This window comes from Flavobacterium pectinovorum, from assembly GCF_900142715.1.
In the GTDB taxonomy this organism is placed as follows: Bacteria; Bacteroidota; Bacteroidia; order Flavobacteriales; family Flavobacteriaceae; genus Flavobacterium; species Flavobacterium pectinovorum.
The window spans coordinates 198,351-224,153 of the sequence record NZ_FRBX01000003.1 but is presented as its reverse complement, the minus strand read 5'-3'; the positions used below and the strand labels follow the sequence as shown (position 1 = coordinate 224,153).

Here is a 25,803-nt window from a genome sequence, read left to right as displayed (position 1 = left end):
AATTTCTTAAAAATGAAAAAAATACAGATAATCACAACAGAAGTTTTCAAAAGAATGTTACTGACATTAATACTCGTTTTAGCTTTTTCTTTTTCAGAAGTTTCAGCGCAAAATGATCCTGTAAAACTTGGATTTATTCCATTAACAGATTGCTCTCCAATTGTAATGGCAAAGGAATTAGGATTGTTTAAAAAATACGGAGTGGAAGTCGTGGTAACCAAAGAATCTTCATGGGCGAATGTTCGTGATAAAATTTTAACCGGTGAATTAGACGGAGCGCACTGTCTGTATTCTATGCCATTTTCGGTTTACACAGGGGTAGGAGGGAAAGCAGGTTCTGAAATGAAAATCGCCATGATGCTGAATGTGAACGGTCAGGCGATTACACTTTCTAATGATTTTTGTGGAAAAGTTGGTTTCAAACAAATGACTAAAATCGCACCTGTTGTGGCGGCCAAACTTAAGGCAGAAAAAGAAGTGACTTTTGCCATGACTTTTCCGGGAGGAACACACGATTTATGGTTAAGAAACTGGATGGCCATTGCAGGTGTAAGTCAAAAAACATCTAAAATTATTACAATTCCGCCTCCGCAAATGGTGGCCAATATGAAAGTGGGGAATATGGATGGTTATTGTGTTGGTGAGCCTTGGGGCGGTGTTGCGGTAAAACAAGGAATTGGTTTTACACAAGTTGCTTCACAAGATATCTGGAAAGACCATCCTGAAAAAGCATTGGTTGTCAACAAAGAATTCAGCGAAAAAAGAAGAACTGATCTTGTAAAGGTGATGAAAGCAGTTTTAGAAGCCTGTATTTGGTTAGATAATCCGGCAAATCGTAAAAAAGCGGCTGCAATAATTGGAAAAGCACCTTATGTAAATGCTCCCGCTGATGTTATCGAAAATAGATTAATGGGAAATTACGATTTGGGTTGCAACCAGGGAACGGAAGTTTATGCTAAAGATTATATGTTGTTTTACAAAGGTGGTATGGTAAATTATCCTCGTAAATCGTATGCAATTTGGGCCATGGCACAATACGTTCGATTTGGATATTTGAAAGAAGCACCAAATTATAAAGCAATCGCTGATAAATTGATTTTACAGGATTTATACGAAGAAGTAGCCAAAAGCATGAAAGTAAAAGTACCAAATGATGACATGAAGCCTTTCTCGTTAACAATGGATAAAACTGTTTTTGATCCTTCAAATCCGGCGGCATATTTAAAAGTGGTTAAAAAATAATTTTTTTCCGCCACGAATTCACGAATTAATTTTTCTATTCAGTGCTACAATAAATTCGTGAATTCGTGGCGAAAATCCTTAACAGAATTGTCAAATTTAAATCAGAATATCATGTCTAATAAAGATACATTAACGCTAAACGACATCGCGGATCAAACAGAAGTTTTGATGGAAAATACCGTGATTGATAACGGAAGAAATGAGAAACTAAAATTGATTTTAAATTCAGTTTTGATTAAACTAAAATCAACTGCATTTGCAGGAATCGGAATTGCCTTATTTATTGGTTTTTGGAGTTTATTGAGTCTTTATACGAAAGACGCACTTCCGGGTCCTCTGGCTACTTTTACCGTTTTGAAAGAAATGTTAAGCGATCCGTTTTACGATTACGGACCAAATGATAAAGGAATCGGATTGCAATTATTTAATTCCATAAAAACCGTTTTATTGGGCTTTTTATTAGGTTCGTTAGTAGCAATTCCAATTGGGATTTTGATGGGAGCGAGCACGATTTGCAAGCAAATTATGTATCCAATTGTACAGCTTTTAAAACCGGTTTCGCCTTTGGCATGGTTTCCTATCGGATTGGTCGTTTTTAAAGACACTGGTTTGGCGACAATATTTATCGTTTTCATTACGTCGTTATGGTCGACTTTAATCAATACTTCTTTCGGAATCGCCTCTATTCCACAAGATCATAAAAATGTAGCAAAGGCTTTTGGTTTTTCTAAAATGCGTTATCTCACCAAAATTTTAATTCCGTTTAGCTTACCGCACATTATCACAGGATTACGTTTGAGTATCAGCGTTGCATGGCTGGTTATTGTTGCCGGAGAAATGCTTTCAGGTGGAGCCGGAATTGGTTTCTTCGTATGGGACAGCTGGAACGCCTTAAGTTTAGAAAAAGTAATTTCAGCCATTATCATCATCGGAATAGTTGGTTTGATATTCGATAAATTTTTTACATACGTGGAAAATAAAGTGGCTTACAAAGCTTAATCAGAGGTGCAAAGAAGCAAAGGTTCAAAGGGACAAAGAGAGGCAACCTGAAACCTGAAACTTGAAACTTTCAAAAATCTAAAATTATAAACTCATGAGTTATTTAGAAATCAAAAATTTAGAGATATCATTTCCAACTCCAAAAGGGAAATATATCGCCGTTCGTGATATTAATTTATCCATTCAAAAAGGAGAAATCATTTCGATTATCGGGCATTCGGGTTGTGGAAAATCGACTATTATGAATGCTATTGGCGGTATGTTGACACCAACGGGTGGTTCTGTCGAATTAGCCAGTCAAAAAATAAAAGGACCGGGACCGGATCGCGGAATCGTTTTTCAGAATTATTCCCTTTTACCATGGTTAACAGTAGAACAGAATATTTTTCAGGCTGTTGATTCGGTTATGAATTGCTCTAAAAAAGAGAAACACGAAATTGTGATTCAGAACCTAAAAATGGTCAATTTATTTGAACATAAAGACAAATTACCCGGACAACTTTCGGGCGGAATGAAACAACGTGTTGCTATTGCGAGAGCTTTTGCAATCAATCCGGGAGTATTGCTTTTGGATGAGCCTTTCGGAGCTTTAGATGCCTTAACAAAAGGATCGATGCAGTTGGAAGTTTTAAAATTGTGGAATTTAGACAACAGGGAAAAAACGATCGTAATGATCACGCATGATATTGAGGAAGCTTTGTTTTTATCTGATAGAATTGTGGTGTTGAATAATGGTCCGGCATCAACCATCAGAGAAATTGTTGAAGTGCATTTACCAAGGCCTAGAAATAAAATAGAAATCGTAAAAATGCCTGAATATATTGCTTTGAGAGATAAATTATTACATTTATTGACAGACAAATTCTCTATTGAAGATATGGGAATGAAGTATAAAAATTAAAGAGAATTTAGTTGAGATGTTCTGTTGAGACGCACTATATGGTGCGTCTCAACATTATGATTTACTTTTTCTTTCCAACAAATCGAATAACAGAACCTTTTCCGTTATGGAACAAACCTTCGTTCAGTTCGATTTCTGTTTCTTCTAATTGGATGATTTCGTAGTTTGGGAAATCAGCTTTTATTTCCTCAATAGAAAATAAAGATTCAATATCTTTTGGTCCGCCAACTTTATCGTTTATTGCAAGATATTCCAGATGTTTTTTGCTGAAAGCTTCAAAAATTATAATTCCGTTTTGGCGTAAATATTTGTCAAGCGTTTTATGGATTGAAGATTTTATTTCAGCAGGAAAGTGTGCGTAAATCAATGCAATAGCATCAAATTGTTCAGCTTGATAATTTAAAGTTTTCAATTCGCCAACCTGATAATCTATCGAAACATTATTTGTTGCGGCTAATTTTAAAGCTTTGTTTTTTCCTTCTTCGCTTATATCAAAAGCAGCAACTTTCCAGCCTAATTTTGCGGCATAAACGGCATTTCGGCCTTCGCCTTCGGCAGGAAATAGAATAGTTCCGGCGTTTAGTTTTTCGATTTGTTCCTTGAAGAAATTGTTAGGTTCTTCACCATAGGCAAATTCTTCATTGCTGTAGCGGTCGTCCCATCTTTGAGTCCAGTTGTTCATTTTTATATATTGAAATTAATTATTAAAGGTTTGTGATCACTAAGCATTGTCCAATCCTGATAAGTTCCAACTTCGACGCTTTCTAAGATTTCAATAAAATCATTCGACGCAAAGCAATAATCAAGATGATACGGTTTGTTTTCGTGTCGATAAAGATACAAAGTTGGATGCTCTTCTTTGCCCTGTATTTGATTGTAATATTGATGGTAGGTACTCAGGATTTTTTTAGATCCCAGTTTATTTACAACTGTAGTATGATTTCCTTCTCTTCTTGGTCTGTCCCAAATAGTATTGCTGTTGAAATCGCCAATTAAAATAGTTTTATTTTCTTTGATTAAATCTTCATAATAATGAATTGCTTTCCAAACCTGGGTTACATATTGCCCGTCTTTATCTTGGGGATTGTTTGCCCAGATTGCAAATAATGTAAAATCAACTTTTCCGCCAGTAACAGCTATTGGCAGAATGTTTTTGAATTGTGGATTATGGCAATCCAATAATTGAAACCGATAATCACTATAAGAGAAAACCCCAAGCCCTTTATGCGGATTTGTGCCATACCAAAGAATGTCAGTTGGTAATTTTGTATCGCTTGCAAATTTCAGTTTTTCGGGATTTTCACATTCTGAAATTACGGCAATATCAGGATTATAAGCCAAGATAAACTTGGCTTTTTTTCTAAATGCCATATTGCAATTCCAGGCTATGAGTTTCATTAGATTAAATGTATATGCGAATTTAAATTAAATATCGCTTTCTACTTTTAATCTTAACCAACAAGTTTAGTTATACCACTATTTATGTCAATTTCTGCAAAATTATGTTTTCCCATAACTATAAGTAGTTTGTTGGCATTATATCCTACATATCTTATTTGAGGTTCTCCACGTTTTGGTTCTCCACAAACAGAAATTACATTAGTTTGCCATTTCAATTTATTGCTTTTATAGGCAGATATTGTTTGTAAATCATTTTCAACATAGTAGATAATGTTGTTTTTTTTGATTCCTCTTTTTTGTGTTTTTGCAAAATTTATTTCTGAATCTTTTGAAATTAATGCATTATTGTATTTTTGAGCAATACCAGTTTGTGTTACAATGAAAGTTAACATTGACAGTTTTAAAAAATGTTTCATCAGGATAGAATTTGGGGTTCATAATCGATTCAAATATAACTAATTAAAACAAATAACAATTTTTTGGAAAGGCAAAAAAAATACCCTTTTTCCGAAATGGGAAAAGGGTAAAATATAGGAGTTAATTTTGCAGAAAAACTATTTTTTCCAGCTAAAAATTCTTGGATTTACAGAAATCATCAGCCATGCCCAATTGTTGGTATGCCCTGCGTCTCCGGCTTTTATGAATTCTAAAGTTTTAGATCCGAACATTTGTGAATATCCTCCTGTTAATGTAATTTCTTTCTTGAAATTAAAGCCCGCAGTAAAGTCAATTTCAGTTCCTAAATAAGAATCAAGTTTTTCGTTTAACGGAGTAACTACATCAGCAGCAGATAAAAATATATGCGGCATTAATGCAAATTGCCATTTGTTTACATTGTAATTCAATTTTAAGAAAGCATCCTGCAAACCAACATTGTTTAAATGATTGCCTACATAAAAATAATCCATATAACCATTAAAGGCATGGTTGGTTCCAAAAATTGGATTAAATGATTTAATAACAGTACTTCCGTCGTTTGTATCTTTTCCTGATAGAAATTCGTATCCTAAACCAGCTTTAAAAGATTCAGATATTTGGTACCCAAAATTGGCTGCAGCATTCCATGCGCTTACTTTTAGATCTGTGCTTTTCCCGGTTTGACCGTAGAAACTTAAATTACTGTCAATTTTTGCAGTTTTATAAGTTAAGTAAGTTCCAAAGGTTTGTTTGTAATCTATTAATAATTTAGTAGGAGTTGCGGCATATTCATAACCAGTATTCAATAATAATAAACTTGCTCCTAATTTGTCAAAAGTAGTGTGGTACCAGGCATATTGCATTGTTTTGTAATTGGCTACTGTATATGGCGTTTGTTTAACATTTTCAGCATCAGAATTATATGCAACTCCTAAATCTAACTGGTGGTTTTCCGGATGAAAAGACACCATTAATGCATCATGGCTTTGTCCTTGTTGCGCCCAGTCCATTTCGCCCATTATACGTTGGTTATCATAAGATAATACCTGACGCCCCATTCTGGCGCTCCATTTTTTGGTAATATCATATTGTGCCCAGGCTTCAAAAACAGCAACACCATTTTTATCTGCTGTTGTTGTAGTAGCAACATCTCCCCAGGTTCTGGTATTTTGTAAAGTCAGTTTTACCGTAAATTCATCCTGCTTATAATTGAAATTTAATCTTGAACGTTGCGAAATCTGAGAAGTTCCTTCCTGACCTTCCGGTAAAAGTGTTTTATATCCGTTTCGGTACTCAAAACGAGGTCTAATTTGTAAGTTCACATCCAACTCCTGTGCCTGAATATCTGCACTAATTGTTCCTAGTATTATTAGGATAATTATTCTTAGTTTTTTCATAACTGAATTTTTAAATACCAGGCAAATGTAAAAGATTACTAAGTTTTATTTTGTGATAAAAGTCATACAAATTTATTCATTTTATTGTTTCCCTTTTAATTTATTGTCTATCAATTACTTTTGATAATGCAGGTTGTTTTTCATTCATTATTTTCGTAATTGTATAATGCATCCATATTAAACAAATTAGAGAAAAAACTAAGATAAATATCCAAGAACTCGACCAGATTCCGGTTGAAGTAAGCAGGTAACTAAAAATAATTGGTCCAAAAAAGCCGCCCAGTCCTCCAATCATTCCAACCATTCCGCCTACAACACCCACATCCTTAGGGAAATACTCCGGAATATGTTTGTAAACTGCTGCTTTGCCTATTCCCCATGAAATACCTATTAGGATTACAAGAACAAGGAAAACCCACATATTGGCATCAAATTTAATTACGGTAATACCTTTGGCGAGAAGTTCTTTTTTCTTTACGGTTTGATTTTGATTCACAACAACTTGCTGCCATGAAGTTTTGGTTGGAAAAATAGCATTTTCATTTGTGTTTTCTTTTTTTTGTGTAACAGGAAATTCAGTGTCTCCAATTTTAATATTTTCATCTGAGACAGAAGTTATGGTTCCTTTTTTAGTTGCTAAAACACCAGGTCCTGTTGTTGTAATTTCCATTTTCGGAATCATTAATAATGCACTTAAAATTACGGATGAACTTAGAACCCAATACATGATTTTTCTGGCACCAAACTTATCTGATAAATAACCGCCAAAAGCTCTGATAACGCCCGATGGCAAACTGAAAAGTGTAGCAAATAATCCGCCCATAACCAAACTGGTTTGATAAACATTCATGAAATTAGGTAAAAGCCATTGCGAATAAGCTACAAAGCATCCGAAAACTAAAAAGTAATAAGCTCCAAAACGCCAAACCCGAACAGATTTAAGAGATTGAAGCATTTGAGAAACACTCTTTGTATTGTTTTCTATTTTCTTGTTTTTTGCAAAAATTAAAAAAGCAACTCCAATAACAACCAACGCTACACCATAAATTACAGGAAGTATTTTCCAGCCGTTTTGTGGATCTTCAATAGAAAAATGGTTTAGTAATGAAGGCGCTAAAAAAGTGGTGATAGCAGCACCGGCATTTCCCATTCCGAAGATTCCCAAAGCGCGTCCCTGCCATTCTTTTGGATACCAAATCGATGTATATCCAATTCCGACAGCAAAACTGGTACCCACCATTCCAAATAAAAAGCTTAATAAAGCAAATGTTATAAAACTATCAGCAAAAGGCAGTAAAAATAAAGGAATCGAGCAGAGTAGCAGTAAAAGTGAAAAAACATATTTTCCTCCAAACTTATCCGTAAGGATACCGATTGGCAAACGCATTATAGATCCGGTCAGAATCGGAATTCCAAGAAGCCAGCCCACCTGAACAACGCTCCAGTGAAAGATTCCGTTATCAACTAAAAAGGTTACTAAAACGCCATTCAATGTCCAACAGGCAAAACACACAGTGAAAGCCAGAGTATTTAAGAATAAAATTTTGTGTGATTGCGAGAGTGAGTTTGTATTTTTCATAGCACTTATATTTTTTAACAAAAATAAGTACTAAAACGTAGTTAAAAACTGCGAAAACGCAGTTTTTGAAAAATAATTACGTAATTATACGTAGTTTTTTATAATAAAGAATACTCAGTGGCTTTATTGGAAAGTTCCATTAAATTTTTAACTTTCAGTTTCTTCATCAGGTTAAAACGATGTACTTCGGCAGTTCTTTTGCTAATTTCAAGGGCTTCGGCGATTTCTTTGTTGCCTTTTCCAGATAATAAAAGTGTCAGGATTTCTTTTTCTCTTTTGGTAATCATCATTTCTTCGCCTAAATTTTGTTTAGGTTCTAATGAAGTTGAAGAGTTTGTTAACTGACTGATTAATATTGAGGAAATGTCACCACTAAAATACTTTCCACCGCCAGCAACGATATGGAGTGCTTTTAAAAATTCTTCTTTGCTTGAACCTTTTAATAAGTATCCATCGGCTCCGGCCTTAATAGATTTTAGTACGTATTCTTCAGATTCGTGCATGGAAAGCATAATAATTTTTACGTTATTATTATCGCTTCTAAGTTTTTCTACTAGTTCGATACCTGTAAGATTTGGCATGCGAATATCTGCTATAAGTAAATCCGGTTTACTGCTTGCAACCACTTCAAGAGCATCGGCACCATCAATAGCTTCGCCTACAACCTCGATGTTTGCTTCGTTTTCTAATAAAGATTTTATTCCATCTCTTACAAATACATGATCATCTGCCAGAACAACTCGAATAGTATTACTCATGATTTACTTAATTTTGATTCTAAATTTTTACGTATATTCATCTATAAATATTAGGCTAAGATACGTAATTTTTTAAATTAGAAAATGTGTCAATTAGAAAATGTGCCAATTTGATAATGTGTCAATTTGATAATTAGAAAATTGGTTGTAGACTTTTGTCTAATTTTTTTGTGAAGAAAATTTTGTTATGTTTTTTTTATCTCAACGGAGGAGGGATTACACTCGTAACTTGACAAAGATTGGCGATTTTGATTGCGGAGCTTCTTGTGTGATCTCTCCTCCGTCGAGATGACAAGATTGTAGAATATTGGAATTTTAAATTATCTAATTATCTAATTGTCTAATTGACAAATTATCAAATTATCAAATTTTTATATCGGAATATTAAAAGTAATCCTCGTTCCTTCACCCGGAATCGATTTAATAAAAACGCGTCCGTTGATGTATTGAATTCTTTCTTTCATGAACAATAATCCCATCCCGGATTCGCTATTGCGTTTTTTATCTACAGTGTGAATATCAAAACCTTTTCCGTTGTCGTCTACAATAATACTTAGGAGCGTATCGCTATGCGAAAGCTGCACAATAATATGTGATGATTCAGCATATTTTATGGCATTGTTGATCGCTTCTTGCGTAAGGCGATAGATGTTAATTTCGATTAAAGAATCTAAACGCTGGCTGAAGTCCGTTTTGTTGTAAAACAGGATTTCTTTTCCGGTAAGTTTTGAAAGTTCCTGTGTAAGTTTCGACAGAGAAGAAACAATGCCGTGATCGCTTAGTTCGGGAGGCATTAGGTTGAAAGTTGCCGTACGAACTCCTTTGATAATATCCAGTGATAATTTCTTTAAATATTCAATTTTTTGAGCTGCTTTTTCCTTGTCTTCCAGATTAATACTTTCCAGGCTAAATTTTAATCCTGTGAGCATCTGACCAATTCCGTCGTGAATTTCTTTCGCAATCCGGTTTTGTTCATTTTCCTGATTTTCGACAATTTTGCTCGAAATAATTTTCTGTTGATTGATTTTTTCGGTACTGTTTTCAATATTCAGACGTTCTACTTCACGCTGTGCTTTTTTGCGTTCGGTAATGTTAAAACAAACAATTAAAAGTTCGAGTTCATCTTTTTTTATCGTTACGGGAACCATTGATAAATCAAGCCAGATAGTCTGTGCTTCTTTATTGATGATTTTAATTTCGCCTTGCCAGCCGCTTCTGTGCTTTTCAAAAATAATGCGATCGATATTAAGCTGTTCTTTTTCGTCGGTCGTTAAAACTTCTGAGAATTTTTTATTAGATGAAAACTTAGTGTAATTCAAAAGCTTGGCAAATTTTTCTCCAATATGTATAATCGAACCATCGGGTGCAATACGGCAATAAAGCAGCGTATTTTCCATGGCGTAATTCAATGATTTTAATTCTTTTACGGAGTTTTCTTTTATCTCACTGATAATTTCAGTGTCGTAGGCCAATTTTAAAGCTTTCTTTTCTGAAGATAAAAGCTTGGCAATCAGTCTCTCAATTTTTTTATTGGTAGGTTTAAAAATAAAGAAAAATTCCAAAAGCAAAATGAGTAGCGTGAAACCAAAAATCCAATATTCTATTCTGCGTTGTTCCGTAACTTTCTCGTGTGCTTCAAGATCGTATTGTGTTACAATTTGATTCATTTTCGAAAGAAAGATACCTTCGTTTTTTAGAATAATTTCTACCAGTTTTTGATTGTCGGCTATTTTGTTTTTTTGTGCTAAATTCAACAGAAGCAAATCTGTTGTTTCTGCAATTTTCGAAAAATTGGGTTTTACTTCAATATATAATTTAGCAAGCGTTTCACTTTTTTCTTTTGGAAAAGCCAAACTATCATTGCCGTTTTCCAGCGAGTTTTGCGTGTTTTTCCAAAGAGATAAAACATTCTTTAAATGTGAAATTTGTTTGGAAGAAACAGTATCAGCAACATAATGAAGAATCAGAACTTCTTTAACAATCTTCTGGCTCAGCATTCTTTGCTTTCCGGAAATATTAATGATTTTAGAATCGCTTAATTGTTGATTTAGATTGTATTGAACTAAAACCTGACTAACAATAATAGTTACTGCAATAGTTAGAAGAGCAAAAAAATACAGACGGCGTAAATTTTTGAAAGTAATTTTATCTGCAGTTTCCTGATTGTTTTTTTTCATTATACTAATTTACAACCCTAAAGACGCTTTTATCAAATTTAAATTTTCTTCAGAATAATTAATTTTTAAAGCTTCCTGATGTCCTTTGTCTGACATTTTATCCCAGGTTTTTTTGATGATATTTTTTAGTTTTTCCTCATCGTGTTTATGAACAAAAGGATCCAGATAATATTCTAAAAAAACCAAGCAAATAACGTCTTCAAGTAATTGGGTTTCGTTGTCTTTTTTAAGCAGTTTTTTTTCAATTAAAAAAGAAACACGATCAATAAATTCTTGATTGTATCCTGCTTTTTCTAAGATTTCGGCAGTAGTTTTGGCGTGAAATTTTTTCAATTCTTCCCTCCATTTCAAATAACCAACACGATCCATTGGGTAAGATTCGCGTGCTACTTTCCATCGGCAGATATGCTGCGCTTTTGAGGCAATTTGCACTTCTTCTGAAGCCTCGGGTTCAAATTGCATCAATCTTTCGTACATCCTGTTAGAATATAATAATTCCTTCGGATATTCAGTATTTTGATCGATTTCGATATTCGGATCCTGAGCGTTTTCGGCATCAATCCATTCGCTTGCTTTTTGAAAAGGTGTAGTCATTGTTGGTAGATAATAGATTTCAAATATACGTAAATTAGTAGAAAAGTCGAAAGACAAAAGTGAGATGAAAGAAGCAAGAAGCAAGATGATAAAAATTTTCAGATCTTTCTTCTTGTTTCTTGCCTCTTAAAGCTCTCTAATCTACAAAACCAACGAATACTTGATCGTCAACAATTTTAATTGGATATGTTGCAATTTTTAAATCATCATCTCCATTTAAATTTGAACCATCAACCAATGAAAAGGTTTTTTTGTGCATCGGGCAGGCAATTTTCGGAATATCATCTGTTGATCCTGTCATTCCTCTTGCCAAAACCATTTCCATTTTATGCGGGCAGGCATTTTGACAAGCGTACCATTCGTTACGGCGTGCAAAATTAAAAATGGCGATTTGTTTGTTTTTGTATTTGATACAGCCGCCGCGATTGGTTGGAAAATCTTCTACTTTTCCGGCTTTGAACCAAATTGTAGCATCGCTTGGATGAACGGTTTCGTATTGATTTAAGATTTCTTCCATTTTAATAATTTTTTGGTTCCTGTTTCTTATCCCTCTTTTTACAATCATGAGAGTTATGATGGCGCAGTAAAAAAGAGGGTAAGAAGGACAGCAAACGTTTGTGATATTTTTATTTTTTTTTTGGAGCTGAATTTTTTAATTAAAAATTAAAAATCTTTGAAAGCTATGTGTGTAGTGAAATGCCTTTATTCACTTCTATAAGCTATGTTTCTATGTGTTTAAAAATGAAATATAAATTAAGACCACGCTTTTGGTGCTTTTTGATCTCGTAACGGAACAAAAACAACATTGTCATCTTTCTCGTCAGAGTTTACAAAATGGTTGAAACGTTTTAATAATCTTGGTTTTTCAAGAACTTGTTTCCATTCGCATTCAAAAGTGTTTACCAGAGTCTGCATTTCGGCTTCCAGCGTTTCGCAGATTCCTAAACTATCCTCGATAATTACTTCTTTCAGATATTCTAAACCTCCGTCAAGTTTTTCTAACCAGGTCGAAGTTCGAATCAGCGGGCCAGCCGTGCGGATGTAATACATTAAAAAGCGATCCATGTATTTGATAACAGTTTCCTTATCAATTTTTTCGGCTAATAAAACAGCGTGTTTTGGGTTGGCACCACCATTTCCGGCAATGTATAAATTCCAACCGCCTTCAACAGCGATAAGCCCAAAATCTTTTCCGCGAGCTTCGGCACATTCGCGAATACAAGCCGAAACACCACCTTTTAATTTATGTGGAGAACGAATTCCTTTATATCTGTTTTCCAGTTCGATAGCAAATCCTGCGCTGTCGTCCATTCCGTAACGGCACCAGGCATTTCCAACACAGCTTTTTACGGCACGAAGCGATTTTCCGTAGGCGTGACCACTTTCAAAACCATTATCAATTAATATTTTCCAGATTTTTGGCAGATCGCTCAAATGTGCACCAAATAAATCGACACGTTGAGCGCCTGTAATTTTAGTGTACAAATCAAACTGTTTGGCAACTTCTCCAATTACAATTAATTTCTCGGCAGTAATTTCTCCACCGGCAACTCTTGGCACAACAGAATACGTTCCGTTTCGTTGAATATTAGCCAAAAATCTATCGTTTGTATCTTGAGTTGTAACGTGCTTATTGGCTGTATCGTTGTAAATACTAGAGAAAATTGAGGCTACAACAGGTTTGCAAATTTCGCAGCCGTCGCCTTTACCGTGATGATCAATTACATCATAAAAATTCTCGTATTTATTGATTTTTACCAAATCGAATAATTCCTGACGATTATAATTGAAATGCTCGCAAATCACTTCTTTTACTTCTTTTCCTAAAGATTTTTGAGTGGCTTTTACCAAATCAGAAACCATTGGTTTACAGCCGCCACAGCCAGAAGTGGCTTTGGTATGTTTTACAACATCAGAAAAACTAGAACAGGTTTCGTCTAAAAGCGAACAGCAAATTGCACCTTTAGTCACATTTTCGCAAGAACAAATTACGGCGGTGTCAGGTAAATCCATTACACTTCCTAAACTTGAACCTTCAGATCCATCACGAGAACCTAAAATTAAATCTTCCGGATTTTTAGGCAAAGCCATTGCATTGCTGTAAATCTGAAAAAGTGAATTGTAATCGCTGGCATCTCCAACTAAAATTCCGCCTAACAGAGTTTTAGAATCTTTGGTAACGTTGATTCTTTTGTAAATTCCACTTAATTTATTCTCATAAACAATAGCGGTTACCTCATTATTTTCAACAAAAGGGTCACCAAAACTCGCCACTTCAACACCAATTAGTTTTAATTGAGTTGACATATCGATGGTTTCTCTCATGGTTTTTGTACCATTTAAGATTTGCTCTGCAGCGACATCGGCCATTTCGTAACCCGGAGCAACAAGCCCGTAAATGTTTTGATTATATAATGCTACTTCGCCAATGGCATAAATAGAAGGATCTGATGTTTGCATTTGATTGTTTACCACAACGCCGCCTCGTAAACCGACTTCAAGTCCTGAAACTCGAGCTAATTCGTCGCGAGGTTTAATTCCGGCAGAAATAACCAACATGTCAACTTTTAACAATTCGTCATCTGCAAACATCATTCCCGTTATGCATGCTGCACCGTCAATATATTGCGTGGCTTTGTTAAGATGAATGCCAATATTTAATTCTTCAATTTTAGATTGTAGCATATCGCTCGCGCCTTTGTCTAATTGCCTTGGCATCAAACGAGGTGCAAATTCCACAACATGTGGATTCAAACCCAGATCTCTAACTGCTTTTGCAGCTTCCAATCCCAATAAGCCTCCACCTAAAACTGCTGCTTCTGTCGCGCCTTTTTGTTTTATTTTTTTGGCGTAAGCCATAATAGCATCCAGATCTTCGATAGTTCTGTAAACAAAAACACCTTCTTTTTCTACACCATCAATTGGCGGCACAAAAGCCGAAGAACCAGTTGCAAGAACTAAGTAATCGTACGTATGTGTTTTTTCTAAATGAGTATGAATTGTTTTTTCTGTTCTGTTAATATCTGTAATTAATTCAGAAGTGTTAAGAATAATGTTGTTTTCTGTGTACCAATTACTTGTTGATAATGATAAATCATCTGCTGTTTTGCCTCCAAAGTATTCACTTAAGTGAACTCTGTCGTAAGCGCGTCTTGGTTCTTCTCCAAAAACGGTAATCTGATACTTTTCCTGTCCTGATTTTGCAATGAATTTTTCGCAAAATTTATAACCAACCATGCCGTTTCCAACTACTATTACTCTTATCATGATTTCTTTAATTAAGTATTACTACGCAAATATAAGTATTTATACTTATAAAAATACGTATTGTAATTAATTTTTTAACTAAGATATCTTTAATGTAATTACGTATTTAGTCGTAATCTTTTACGTAGTGGGTGTTTCGAGTGAATTATTGTAATAGAAATTATTTAAAATTTGAAAACATTCTAAATAAGAGTTTCAAAAAAATGTCGTAAATTCATAAGAATTTTATATGTGTTTTTCGGTAAGCAAATATTCTTAATAAAATCGTTATGAAAAATATAATTTCACTATTGCTGTTGTTTTCTTTAATTGTGAGTTGTAAATCTACTGTGGGCAAAAGTTCAGATCCACAAACTACTTCTGAATATGGAACTCAGGAAGATGAGATGAAATATTATTTTACAGCAACCGGAAATGAACCTTTTTGGGGATTGAAAATGGGAAATGATGAAATTGTTTTCACATCGTTGATTACCGGAAAAGAAAAAATTATTTTCCCATCTGTTGAAGCCATAAAAGCAATGGATGCCAATGTAAAAATGTATAAAGTAAGTAATGAAACTTCTACTGCGACGATTACAATTCAGCACTTGGAATGTCAGAATTCAATGTCAGGAGAAATTTCTCCTTATAAGGTTACGGTTGAAATTAAAAACAACTCCGAATTAGAATTGGAAAAATTAAGTGGCTGTGGAAAATATAATACAGATTATCGACTACATGATATTTGGGTTTTGGAAGAATTAAATGGATTTAAAGTTTTTATAACTGATTTTCAAAGAGAATTGCCAAGAATTGAAATTAATTCTGCAGAAAATAAATTTATGGGTTATGGCGGCTGCAATGCAATTAGCGGTACTCTGTTTTATGAAAAAGATTTGCTAAGATTCTCAAAAGTTATTTCGACTTTAATGGCTTGTGCACCAGGAAATAAAGAAGGCGAATTTGCAAAAGCGCTTCAAAATGTAACCACTTATAAAATAGGTGATAATAAATTAATGCTTTCTAATCCGTCCGGGAAATTATTGGTTTTTAAAAAAGTGGATTAGAACCTTACTTTAAAATGTCTTAATATGTTTTAAAAAAATCTTATTCCATATAAAGGATACTTTCAAGTGAGAATATTTTTGTAAAATAAAACTTATAAAAAATATTTTACATGAAAAGGATTTTAATGTTATTTATTGCAGGTTCATTGGCTTTTGGCTGTAAATCTGCTAAAGAAACGAACGCAACAGTATCGACTAATGAAAAGACAATTGAAAAGAAATTGCAGCAAAACTGGGTTTTGGAAAATTTAAACGGTAAAGTTGTTACTGATAAAGACTTTTCAAGCTTACCAAAAATTGTAATGAATCCAGCAACGTTTTCAGGCTCAACTGGATGTAATGCTATCAAAGGAAATTTATTATCTAAAGGCGAAGGTCAAATCCAGTTTTTAAATCTTACTTCAGAAACTAAAAAATGTGATGCAAAAAAAGAAGCTGAATTTTTGCAGTTGTTGAGAACAAATTCAGGTTATTCTATTAAGGAAAATAAATTATTCCTTTCAAACCAATTTGGATTAACAATGTCATTCAAAAAAGGTTAATTCAAAAAATTAAAGTTAAGAAGTAGAAAGGCTTCACTATTATTAGTGAAGCCTTTTTTTTATTGGGTGTTGCTAGGAACGAATTAATCTCATTTGTTAAATCGACAAAAGTTTACAGGCGTGATATTTCGAACGCCGATGACGCAGATTCGCAAGCGAAAACATGGATTTGCGCGGATTTTTTTTTGTTTAGCTAAATAAAGATTTACGCAATGACAATTGTTGCGTAAAAAAATCAGCGCAAATCCGTGTCTTCGCTTTAGCGAATCAGCGTCATCCGCGTTCTATCTCGTGATATTATTCCGGTAATTCTTTTGGATCTTCTTCTTCTTCTTCCTCAATAAAATCAAGTTCTAAAGCTCTTACAGTCTGAACTGCATTTCCTGCAATACCGCGAATGGAACCGTACATTCCTAAAGTATTATGCACGACTTTTTCAATTTGCTTTTCACGTTGTTTCCAGATTCTTTGCATCGCTCTTTTTTCGGCATCAAGATCGCCTTGCATTTGCGTGAAGCCTTCTACAATTCCTTCAATTTGTAAACGGAATTCGTTGCTGGTTAAAAAATCATACAGCATCGACATTTTATCGCCTTTGTTTTCCTGCGCCTGAACCGCCTGACTTACCTGAATTAAAGATTGACGCAAAACAGCACTTAAACCTTTAAATTCTTCATAAGTACAAATCCAAATTCCGTCTCGCATTCCCATTCTGTCCATTCCGGCTGGCATTACTTCGGTAACCAAAACCCCAATATTGGCTCTTTTGGTTCTAATGTCATTTTTAAATTTCTCAATCCACGATGGTTGAAAAGCTTTTGTACGTTTGCTTTCGTAATAAATAGAACCACAATTTTGCAATTCACGCGTGTTTACAATTTGAAGACAATCGGCACCATTTGCGCCTTTTTTAACTTCGTCAATACTGTCCAACGGAAAATTATTTGCAAGCCATTCTTCAATCGCCAATTCCATTACTTCGCCTTGCAGTTGCATAGAACCTTGTTCCTGCTTACGTTTCATTTCTTCGATCAGCTTTTTTTGATCGTCAGATTGTTTTTGGTATTCTTTTATTTTAAGCTCGTTTTTTTCTTCTTCCTGTTTTCTGATTTTATCGCGTTCTAAAACTAAAGTCTCATTAAGTTGTTTTTGAGCTTGTGCTTCAATAGCGTCTTTCATCTCCAGTTTTTCACGTTGAAGCTTCAATATTTCGCCTTCCATTTTATTTAATTCACGAAGTTTCTCCGATTTTTCAGAAAGCTCTTTTTCCATTGCAACCAAACGATCTTTGTTTTCTTCGTCGAGTTTGGTTTTTATTTTCTCGGTAATTTCTTTTTCGGCTGTCTTTTTTTCACGTTCCAAACGTTCAGCAAAAAGTTCATTTTCCTGTTTCTTTTTGGCTTCAAACTCAGCTTTAGCTTTTTCTAATTGCTCGTTTTTAAGTTCTAATTCTTGTTTTTGAGCATTGGCTTTTTGTTGGTATTCTTTACGGATACTATCTTCCAATTGATGTTTTAGAATATCATTTACATCGATTGTAGTTCCGCAATTTGGACACTGAATTGAAGATTGCTCTACCATTTTATTGATTTTATTTAGATAATGTAATAATTTGCTAAGGTATCTAAAAGTTCATTCTTTTTAGGGAATTTACTTGTGATAAATTGTAACTTTTTTGCCACGAATTGCACTAATTGTATTTGTGTTTCTTTCTGCTAACCGGTGCAATTTAATTCCTTTAAGCTTTTAGTTTTTACGGATTTCCATAATTTAATTAATCTCGCAAAGACGCAGATTTTAAGATATTTATAAATTGCCTCCAGCTTTAGCTGGAGGTTCTAATTGCATTATAAATGGCTTTAGCCGAATCGTATATTCGGCTAAAGCCATTTTATATACCATTTCTATTTTCCTCCAGCTAAAGCAGGAGGCAATTCAAAACTTTGCGACTCTGCGACTTTGCGAGAAACTCTTGTAATTATTTTTTAAAATTCAATAAAAAAGCAACCGCAGCTTTTGTGATTTCAGAATCGTCTTCTTTTGAAGTGATTAAAGAAACATCAGTATACAAATTGACTTTCTTTAATTCGATAAAACCAATTTCAGGATCCTTATTGTTTCTGGCAATATTAGACGGAACAATCGAAATTCCTAAACCATTTTTAACCAATTGCACAATCGAATTAATATTGTTTGATTCATGAACAACCTTCGGCGTAAAGCCATAAAACGCACAAAGTTCTAATAAAATTTCATGATAATGCGGTGCATAATCTTTATTGAAAAAGACAAAAGTTTCGTCTTTTAAATTCGGAATTTCTTTTTCAGAATTAATTTGGATGCAACTTTTGTTATAAACTACCGAAAATCCGTCCTGAAACCACAATTGTGATTTTATTTTAGGAGATTTTATTGGAGAACGAATAATTCCCAATTCGATTTTTCCTTGTTCTAAAGCTGCAATTTGTTTGGTCGTTGAAACTTCAAATAATTTAAAATTTACATACGGAAATTGTTCTTTGAGATGTTTTATTAATTCTGAAATTACTTCAGCATAAATCGAACTGATGTAAGCGATTCTGAATTCGCCCGAAATATTCTCGGCTATTTTTTTTGTTTTGATAGAAATGCGTTCCAGATTCTGAAAAAGTTCTCTAACTTCTTTCTCAAAGTATTTTCCGGCTTCGGTAAGTTCTACTTTTTTATTGTTCCTGATGAATAAACGTGCTTGGATTTCTTCTTCAAGTTCTATAATTTGTCTACTTAAAGGCGGTTGAGAAATGAATAATTTTTCAGAAGCTTTGGTAAAGTTTAATTCTTCGGCTACAGCCAAAAAATATTTTAGATGACGTAATTCCATAAATACCTATTAAGTATTAATAATTGACAAAATAAGTATTTTTGAAGTATATATGAAAGGAATACTTTTACTAAAAAATATATGGCACGCGGATGACGCGGATTTAAACAGGTTAATACGGATTTTTATTTTTTTGAAATTGAAAAGAAAATATGCCACAGATTAAAGGATTAAAATGATTCTTAAAATTTTAATTTGATTCTTAAAAAAAATCTGTGCGAATCTTTAAATCTGTGACAAAAAAATAATAAATAACAACAAGAATTAAAAAAAACCAGCGAAAATCCGTTTAATCCGTGTCATCTGTGTGCCATAAAAAACAGAAAACTATGAAAAAATCAACTATTGCAGAAATCAGGGAACGTTTTGATAATGATGTCGAACGATTCTCAAATTTAGAAACCGGACAAGTCGCCACAATCGACGCAACAATTTCTTTAGAATTAATTACAGAAGCTTCGAAAAGAATTGTTCCCGATGCTCAAAATGTTTTGGATATTGGCTGTGGCGCCGGAAATTATACTTTAAAAATGCTATCTAAAGTTCCGAACTTGAATTGCACTTTGGTCGATTTGAGTTTGCCGATGTTGGATCGTGCTTTTGAAAGGGTTTCTAATGAAACAAACGGTAAAGTAGAAGTGAAGCAAGGCGATATTCGTGAAGTTGATTTACAAGAAAATCATTTTGATATTATTTTGGCCGGAGCGGTTTTGCATCATTTGCGTGACGATCAGGATTGGGAAACGACCTTTACGAAAATATTTAAATTATTAAAATCAGGAGGATGTTTCATGATTTCGGATTTAATAACGCAAGACACAGAATTATTAAACGAATATACCTGGCAGCGTTATGGTGATTATCTTGAAGGAATTGGAGGTGCTGAATATCGCCAGAAAGTTTTGGATTATGTAGAAAAAGAAGATACACCAAGATCAATGAATTACCAATTGGATTTGATGAAAAAAGTGGGTTTTAAAAGTGTCGAAATTTTACACAAGAATATGTGTTTCGGTGCTTTTGGGGGAATTAAATAGATAAATTCCTGGCGTAGCTTTTTTGATTTCGGTAAAAGTTTAATCGGATGATTTTTGTTATTTGTCGGCTTGTATATTCGATCTGTATATTATTTGTTTAGCGAATACAAAAAAAGTGTTGTTTTGTACTATCAAGTTCTATTTTCTTTACAATAATTCAAAATATATAAATGGGCAATAATCAAGAATGGAATCGCAGACTTTTCCTGACAACCATGGGTGGAGCAGGAGCTGCTTTAATGTTAAATCCGCTTTTATCCTGGGCTTCAGTTGACCGGGATCCTCGAATTGAGGCTATTGTTGCCAAAACATTCGGCATTGATACTCATAATCACATCGATGTTCCGTTAATAAAATCAGAACTTCCGGGACCAAAAGTTGATTTGGCAAATGAGTTAAAAAAATCAGGTTTGTCTGCTATTTGTATGACGTTTGCGGTGGATTATCAAAAATTGGTAAATCCCGGTGATGCTTACGAACGATTTTTAAATGGTCTTACGGCAATGGATGAAATTTTGAAAGCTAATAATATGAAGCGTTCTTTAAATTTTAATGACCTTCAGCTTGCAAAAAATGCTAAAAAGCCAACAGTAATTCAGTCGGTTGAGGGCGGTCATTTTCTTGAAGGAAAGATTGATCGTTTGCAAATTGCTTACGATCGTGGTTTAAGACATTTGGGATTACTTCATGATAATGATGCTTCGGTTCCACTTGGTGATATTTTTACAAAAACACCACAATGGGGTGGACTTACTTCTTTTGGAATTGAAGTTATAAAGGAATGCGAAAGATTAGGGATTTTAGTTGATTTGTCGCATTGTGATGATAATACGGTTAATGGAGCTTTAAAAGTGGCAAAAAAACCTGTGCTTGTTTCACATACCGGACTTAATACGCGCCTTGGTCAAAATGAGTTCATGTCTAAAATGATGATGCCTCGTCTTATTAATAAAGAACAGGCTAAAATTGTGGCAGATAATGGCGGTGTAATTGGTGTTTGGACTCATCTTGCTGATTCTCCAACAGAATTTGCAGACAATATAAAAGCGATGGTTGATGTTGTAGGTATTGATCATGTTTGCATTGGAACAGATACAAAATTAACTCCGTCATATCGCTCTCCTAGCGATCAGGGACATAAGCCGGAAGGAGATAAAAAACCGAAAGAACAGCAAGGTGAAAATTTTGGCCAGCCTAAAAAAGAAAACGATCAAAGAAATCAAAAAGGTCCGGAAGCTAATAAAAAACAAGGCGGCGGTACAACAAATGAAGCTTGGGGAGATTTAAAACAAGGATTTTATTACACCGTTGTAGAATCTTTATTGAAGACTGGTTTTACTGAAGATGAAATTGGTAAAATTGGAGGTGGAAATTATTGCAGAATATTTGATGCTGCAACTAAGAAATCTTAATTTATTGATATAAAAACAAAAGCGAAATAAAGATTTTTATTTCGCTTTTGTTTTGCTTTCATTTGGCGCAGGAAATTTATTTCTAAGATCAAAAACAATTTCTGATGCTCCATTTTGTTGCAAATAATCTAACTTTTCAACGGCTTCTTCAAGAGTAGGAATCTGACCTGCAGGAACCCACCACATTGCGGTGTGGGCTTTTCCAAATTTTAAAAACCATTCTTTTCGGCGTTTTAAAAATTCACTATGAAACGTTTTGTACATGTAATGTTCTAACGTTTCGATGTTTTCCCAAACAGAAACATTCACAATTATTTGCTCGTCATTGTACGGGTTTAAGTTTGTTGCATTAGAGCTTTCGTCTTTTAGCCGCCAAACAAATCCTTCGCTTTTTTCGGCTAAGGTATTTACAAGATCTAAATTGTCTACAAACTCTTTCATGATTGGGTCATTAATATCGACACCTTTCATTTTTGCAATATTGATTTCGGCAAGATGATATTGGTTCATGTTTAAATATTTATATGAAGCAAGTTAGTTTTTTGAAATCTAATTATTGTAACTATTTATAAAGATTGTGTTGTTTTATAAACCAAAATAGGAGAGGCGACTAAACTTTCACTTTGTTTGATAAAATCCTGTAAATAAGGTTGGTTATTGTGAATGTCAAGACCAGCCTGATCTTTCCATTCTTCCCAAATAATAAATACATTTTCGGTTGTGTGAAGATCGTAGCGAATGCAGGCGTCTTCTTTTCTGGTTTGGATAACTAAATTTTGAACCAGGTTTTTGACTTCTTCAATGTTTTCCTGCTTGCTTTTTATAATTGCGGTTATTGAGATCATATTATAAAGTTTTAAAAGTTTTTTCTAAGTGCTTTGTATAATTTTCTTTAAAGATGACAATGTTTTCTGCAGTTGCACCTTTTTCAACGTCATGAAAGTGGAAACTGTTTAGTTTTTCCATTCCTGTAAATTTATTCATTTTATGGAAACCAAACATAGCTCCGTCGTCTACAGATGTTTCTTCGAAGAATTCTCCCGGAAGTATGAAGGCTGTTGCAGGTGCATTCCAACTTGTGGTAAGCATGTATTTACGTCCGTGCAATTGTCCGCCGGTTCCGTAATTAATGTCGGGATTGGTTCTGGTTCTTCCGTCGCTTTTGTAGATTCCTTTGTTGTGTCCGGCTGTAAAAACGTCGTCAATGTATTTTTTGAAAAGGTTTGGCAATTGAAACCACCAAACCGGTGTGTGATAAACTACAACATCGGCCCAAACGAATTTTTCGACTTCTTCGTCAAGATTAAAGTCTTGTTTGATGTCGGTTGTTTTTATTTCGAATTGCTTGCTGTTTGTTAAGTATTCGATTGTCCAGTCGGTAACGGTTTGGTTGAATTTTCCGCCTGAATGTGCGAAATTTTGACTTCCATTGATGATAAAAATTTTCTTCATTTTTCTTGTTTTCTTATGAATTCGTGAGTGTGAGGGATAGAGGCGGTATCCTTTTGTGAAGTGGAACGGAACAAAAGATATAGCCGAAAGCCCGACCCGGAGGGGCACACCCTGATTATTTTATTGTGAGTGTAATTTTTTAAACACATAGAAACATAGGTTTTTGCTTTGTGTTTAGAGAATGTAAAAAGAAACTAGTTTCTCACACATAGCTTAGCTTTGTCAAGCTTTGTCAAAGTTTAAAACTTTGACAAAGCTCGGGAATGCTTTTCACATTGCTATTGGCTATGTTTCTATGTGTTTAAATATTTTTAAGAATGCTATTTAACTTTCGCAATAGCTTGATTAATAAAATCTAATTCAGAATCAGATAAATCAAAATCCATTGCTTTTGCGTTTGAAATGGCTTGTTCTGCGTTTCTTGCTCCGGCCAAAACAATTGTGATTCCTTTTTGTAAAGTTGTCCAGCGTAAAACCAATTGCGAGATGGAAATGTGTTTTGCGTTTGCCAATGAACTCAATTCTTCGACCAACGTTTTTACTTTTTGAAGATCAAACTGCCCGAAATATCCATTTCTGTGATCGTTGTCTTTTAATTTGCTGTCGGTGAAATATTTTCCGGTTAATAAACCTCTTTCCATTGGACTGTAAGCGATGATTCCGATGTTTTCTTTTAGCGTAAGCGGAATTAAATCGGTTTCGATTTTACGGTTTAACATACTAAACGGAACCTGATTTGATGCTAATTTGATTGTTTTTTGTGCTTCCTGAATTTGCGAAACACTATAATTGCTAACTCCGGCTGCTTTGATTTTTCCTTGTTGAATAAGGGTTTCCAAAGCTTCCATCGTTTCGTGAATTGGCGTTGTAGAATCTGGCCAGTGAATTTGCAATAAGTCGATATAATCGGTTTGAAGACGTTTTAAACTTTCTTCGACTTCTTTGATAATGTTGGCTTTTGAAGCGTATTTGTAAATTGGGATTTTCTTTCCGTTGTCATCGGCATCGAAAAAGAAATCGCCTTTTTGGTTATTGCTTCCGTCCCAAACCAAACCGAATTTTGTCAATAACTGTACTTTAGAACGATCGTGAGATTTTAGAGCTTCGCCAATCATTTCTTCGCTTAAACCAAATCCATAAAAAGGAGCAGTGTCAATTGTAGTTACACCGTTATCAATTGAAGCGTGAATGGATGCGATTGAATCTGCTTTTTCGTTTCCGCCCCACATGTTTCCGCCAATGGCAAATGCGCCATATGTAATAGTTGATAATTCGAGTTCGCTATTGCCTAATTTTCTATATTCCATAATGTTGTATTTTAAATCTTAAATTTCACTTGGCAAAATTATACCATTTTTATGAGTGTAAACTTGTATATATTTGTCTTTTTTATGTAAATTTGCATCTTCAAATAATTTTTATCGTTATGAAAAAAGAAAATTTATACGAGCCTTTTTCTGTTTCTTTTGAAACTCTTGATGAATATCCAGATGTTGGAGATCGTCATAATTTCTTTGAATTGGTCTATATTTTAGACGGAACAGGAAGGCAATGTATCAACAAAAATATTTTTGAATATGATGCCGGACATATGTTTTTATTAACGCCTGAAGATTGTCATAATTTTACGATTGAGACCAAAACGGAATTCTTCTTTTTGAGATTTAATGATATTTATTTGAAAAACTCAAGCCTGCAAAATGAGAATATTCAGCGTTTAGAATATATTTTGCAAAACGCAAATCATCAGCCGGGCTGTATTTTGAAGAATCAAGCAGATAAATGTCTGGTAAAAGTGATGGTTGAAGCAATTATTCGTGAACATCAGGATAAAGATGTTTATAATAAAGAATTGATTCAGCAATTGGTAAATACACTTATTATTGTGGTTGCGCGAAATATTGCTAAGTATTTGCCGGAGCAGGTAAATATTGGTTGTGAGGCTAAAGCGATGGATATTTTGCAATATATCCAGAACAATATTTATTATCCCGAAAGAATTAAAGCAGAATCGCTTAGTGAGTATTTCGGAATTTCGAATACGTATTTAGGACGTTATTTTAAGAAACATGCTAACGAAACGATGCAGCAATATATTAGCAATTATAAAACGAAACTGATCGAACATCGTTTGCAATTTAGCGATAAACGTATTAACGAAATTGCATATGAATTTGGCTTTACGGATGAAAGTCACTTTAATAAATTTTTTAAGAAACAGCGAGGGAATAGTCCTTCGGAGTTTAGGAGAACGATTCGTGTTAGTGCGTGAGTTTGGAACGCGGATGACAGGGATTCGCAAGCGAAAACACGGATTATTGCGGATTTTTAATAGCTTTTGTTTATAACTCGATTGCTTTGTATAGTTAATAATGATTTATTGTTTTTATATTTGAATTAATAAATTTAAATATAAAATGGAAAAATTTGAAACTTTAATTGCGGCAGTTGTATTTCAATTTAGCGGACAATATGCTTACAATAGACAACAGCTTTGTGAATTTACTACAAAGGATGTAGACTCGGAATTTACACTGAGGATTGGAGAAACTTTTTATCATAATGGTGATAAATATAGAATAGAGAATATACATTTCGCTATGGAAGGGAAATATTATTCTCAACAAAAAACTTTAGAAGTATTTACAAAATATGATAATAATCCGGTAAACTGTAAAGTTTATGTTTCTATTGAGAAAATATGAGCTATTTTTTAATA

At 34.0% G+C, this 25,803-nt stretch carries 25 protein-coding genes; 9 read left to right on the top strand and 16 right to left on the bottom strand.

Going from position 1 to position 25,803, the window contains the following annotated elements:
• Nucleotides 1-12: 12 nt before the first annotated feature.
• The 3 genes from BUE22_RS11635 (at nt 13) to BUE22_RS11625 (ending at nt 3,142) form a co-directional block, all read left to right on the top strand.
• Nucleotides 13-1,242, top strand: coding sequence for a CmpA/NrtA family ABC transporter substrate-binding protein (locus tag BUE22_RS11635; RefSeq protein WP_073395181.1), 1,230 nt, complete (start codon nt 13-15; stop codon nt 1,240-1,242).
• Between the two features lie 111 nt (nt 1,243-1,353).
• Complete coding sequence (gene ntrB / locus BUE22_RS11630; protein WP_073395180.1) at nt 1,354-2,241, top strand: nitrate ABC transporter permease; 888 nt, start codon at nt 1,354-1,356, stop codon at nt 2,239-2,241.
• A 94-nt stretch (nt 2,242-2,335) separates the two neighbouring features.
• Nucleotides 2,336-3,142, top strand: a complete 807-nt coding sequence (locus BUE22_RS11625; protein ID WP_073395179.1) for an ABC transporter ATP-binding protein — start codon at nt 2,336-2,338, stop codon at nt 3,140-3,142.
• Nucleotides 3,143-3,203: 61 nt separating this feature from the next.
• Here BUE22_RS11625 and BUE22_RS11620 read toward each other — a convergent pair whose 3' ends face one another.
• From BUE22_RS11620 to nirB, 10 genes are all read right to left on the bottom strand, one after another.
• On the bottom strand, nt 3,204-3,824 hold the full coding sequence (locus BUE22_RS11620) for a class I SAM-dependent methyltransferase (protein WP_073395178.1): 621 nt from the start codon (nt 3,822-3,824) through the stop codon (nt 3,204-3,206).
• Nucleotides 3,825-3,826: 2 nt separating this feature from the next.
• Entirely contained in the window at nt 3,827-4,540 is a 714-nt protein-coding gene (locus BUE22_RS11615; RefSeq protein WP_073395177.1) for an exonuclease/endonuclease/phosphatase family protein, read from the bottom strand.
• A 53-nt stretch (nt 4,541-4,593) separates the two neighbouring features.
• Complete coding sequence (locus tag BUE22_RS11610) at nt 4,594-4,959, bottom strand: hypothetical protein (protein ID WP_073395176.1); 366 nt, start codon at nt 4,957-4,959, stop codon at nt 4,594-4,596.
• 138 nt (nt 4,960-5,097) lie between these two features.
• Complete coding sequence (locus tag BUE22_RS11605; protein WP_073395175.1) at nt 5,098-6,357, bottom strand: alginate export family protein; 1,260 nt, start codon at nt 6,355-6,357, stop codon at nt 5,098-5,100.
• 100 nt (nt 6,358-6,457) lie between these two features.
• On the bottom strand, nt 6,458-7,936 hold the full coding sequence (locus BUE22_RS11600) for an MFS transporter (RefSeq protein WP_073395174.1): 1,479 nt from the start codon (nt 7,934-7,936) through the stop codon (nt 6,458-6,460).
• A gap of 98 nt (nt 7,937-8,034) precedes the next feature.
• Nucleotides 8,035-8,694 carry a response regulator transcription factor gene (locus tag BUE22_RS11595; protein ID WP_073395173.1) on the bottom strand — a complete coding sequence of 220 codons (660 nt, stop codon included), beginning with the start codon at nt 8,692-8,694 and terminating at the stop codon, nt 8,035-8,037.
• A 371-nt stretch (nt 8,695-9,065) separates the two neighbouring features.
• Nucleotides 9,066-10,871, bottom strand: coding sequence for a sensor histidine kinase (locus BUE22_RS11590; protein WP_073395172.1), 1,806 nt, complete (start codon nt 10,869-10,871; stop codon nt 9,066-9,068).
• A gap of 9 nt (nt 10,872-10,880) precedes the next feature.
• On the bottom strand, nt 10,881-11,465 hold the full coding sequence (locus BUE22_RS11585; RefSeq protein WP_073395171.1) for a DUF4202 domain-containing protein: 585 nt from the start codon (nt 11,463-11,465) through the stop codon (nt 10,881-10,883).
• A gap of 136 nt (nt 11,466-11,601) precedes the next feature.
• Complete coding sequence (gene nirD / locus BUE22_RS11580) at nt 11,602-11,982, bottom strand: nitrite reductase small subunit NirD (RefSeq protein WP_073395496.1); 381 nt, start codon at nt 11,980-11,982, stop codon at nt 11,602-11,604.
• Nucleotides 11,983-12,218: 236 nt separating this feature from the next.
• A complete protein-coding gene (gene nirB / locus BUE22_RS11575; protein WP_073395170.1) occupies nt 12,219-14,732 on the bottom strand; it encodes a nitrite reductase large subunit NirB in 2,514 nt (837 codons plus the stop codon).
• Nucleotides 14,733-15,001: 269 nt separating this feature from the next.
• Here nirB and BUE22_RS11570 point away from each other — a divergent pair, with 269 nt between their 5' ends.
• Entirely contained in the window at nt 15,002-15,781 is a 780-nt protein-coding gene (locus BUE22_RS11570; protein WP_073395169.1) for an META domain-containing protein, read from the top strand.
• Nucleotides 15,782-15,891: 110 nt separating this feature from the next.
• Nucleotides 15,892-16,323 carry an META domain-containing protein gene (locus tag BUE22_RS11565; RefSeq protein WP_073395168.1) on the top strand — a complete coding sequence of 144 codons (432 nt, stop codon included), beginning with the start codon at nt 15,892-15,894 and terminating at the stop codon, nt 16,321-16,323.
• Nucleotides 16,324-16,620: 297 nt separating this feature from the next.
• Here the strand turns inward: BUE22_RS11565 and BUE22_RS11560 are convergent, their stop codons facing one another.
• Nucleotides 16,621-17,904, bottom strand: coding sequence for a DUF2130 domain-containing protein (locus BUE22_RS11560; protein ID WP_073395167.1), 1,284 nt, complete (start codon nt 17,902-17,904; stop codon nt 16,621-16,623).
• A gap of 397 nt (nt 17,905-18,301) precedes the next feature.
• A complete protein-coding gene (locus BUE22_RS11555; RefSeq protein WP_073395166.1) occupies nt 18,302-19,183 on the bottom strand; it encodes a LysR family transcriptional regulator in 882 nt (293 codons plus the stop codon).
• Nucleotides 19,184-19,512: 329 nt separating this feature from the next.
• Between BUE22_RS11555 and BUE22_RS11550 the strand changes: the two genes are divergently transcribed.
• Together BUE22_RS11550 and BUE22_RS11545 are read left to right on the top strand one after the other, a co-directional pair.
• The gene (locus BUE22_RS11550) at nt 19,513-20,220 is read left to right on the top strand and encodes a class I SAM-dependent methyltransferase (RefSeq protein ID WP_073395165.1); all 708 of its coding nucleotides are present in this window, start codon (nt 19,513-19,515) and stop codon (nt 20,218-20,220) included.
• A 170-nt stretch (nt 20,221-20,390) separates the two neighbouring features.
• Nucleotides 20,391-21,632 (top strand): dipeptidase, encoded by a 1,242-nt coding sequence (locus BUE22_RS11545; protein WP_073395164.1) that lies wholly within the window; start codon nt 20,391-20,393, stop codon nt 21,630-21,632.
• 36 nt (nt 21,633-21,668) lie between these two features.
• Here the strand turns inward: BUE22_RS11545 and BUE22_RS11540 are convergent, their stop codons facing one another.
• From BUE22_RS11540 to BUE22_RS11525, 4 genes are all read right to left on the bottom strand, one after another.
• A complete protein-coding gene (locus BUE22_RS11540; RefSeq protein ID WP_073395163.1) occupies nt 21,669-22,142 on the bottom strand; it encodes a DUF3291 domain-containing protein in 474 nt (157 codons plus the stop codon).
• A gap of 56 nt (nt 22,143-22,198) precedes the next feature.
• On the bottom strand, nt 22,199-22,477 hold the full coding sequence (locus tag BUE22_RS11535; protein ID WP_073395162.1) for a putative quinol monooxygenase: 279 nt from the start codon (nt 22,475-22,477) through the stop codon (nt 22,199-22,201).
• Between the two features lies 1 nt (nt 22,478).
• Nucleotides 22,479-23,084 (bottom strand): NAD(P)H-dependent oxidoreductase, encoded by a 606-nt coding sequence (locus tag BUE22_RS11530; RefSeq protein WP_073395161.1) that lies wholly within the window; start codon nt 23,082-23,084, stop codon nt 22,479-22,481.
• Nucleotides 23,085-23,404: 320 nt separating this feature from the next.
• Nucleotides 23,405-24,391 (bottom strand): aldo/keto reductase, encoded by a 987-nt coding sequence (locus BUE22_RS11525; RefSeq protein WP_073395160.1) that lies wholly within the window; start codon nt 24,389-24,391, stop codon nt 23,405-23,407.
• Between the two features lie 119 nt (nt 24,392-24,510).
• Between BUE22_RS11525 and BUE22_RS11520 the strand changes: the two genes are divergently transcribed.
• Nucleotides 24,511-25,356 carry an AraC family transcriptional regulator gene (locus BUE22_RS11520; RefSeq protein ID WP_073395159.1) on the top strand — a complete coding sequence of 282 codons (846 nt, stop codon included), beginning with the start codon at nt 24,511-24,513 and terminating at the stop codon, nt 25,354-25,356.
• A gap of 145 nt (nt 25,357-25,501) precedes the next feature.
• Complete coding sequence (locus tag BUE22_RS11515; protein ID WP_073395158.1) at nt 25,502-25,789, top strand: hypothetical protein; 288 nt, start codon at nt 25,502-25,504, stop codon at nt 25,787-25,789.
• The last annotated feature ends 14 nt before the right edge of the window (nt 25,790-25,803 follow it).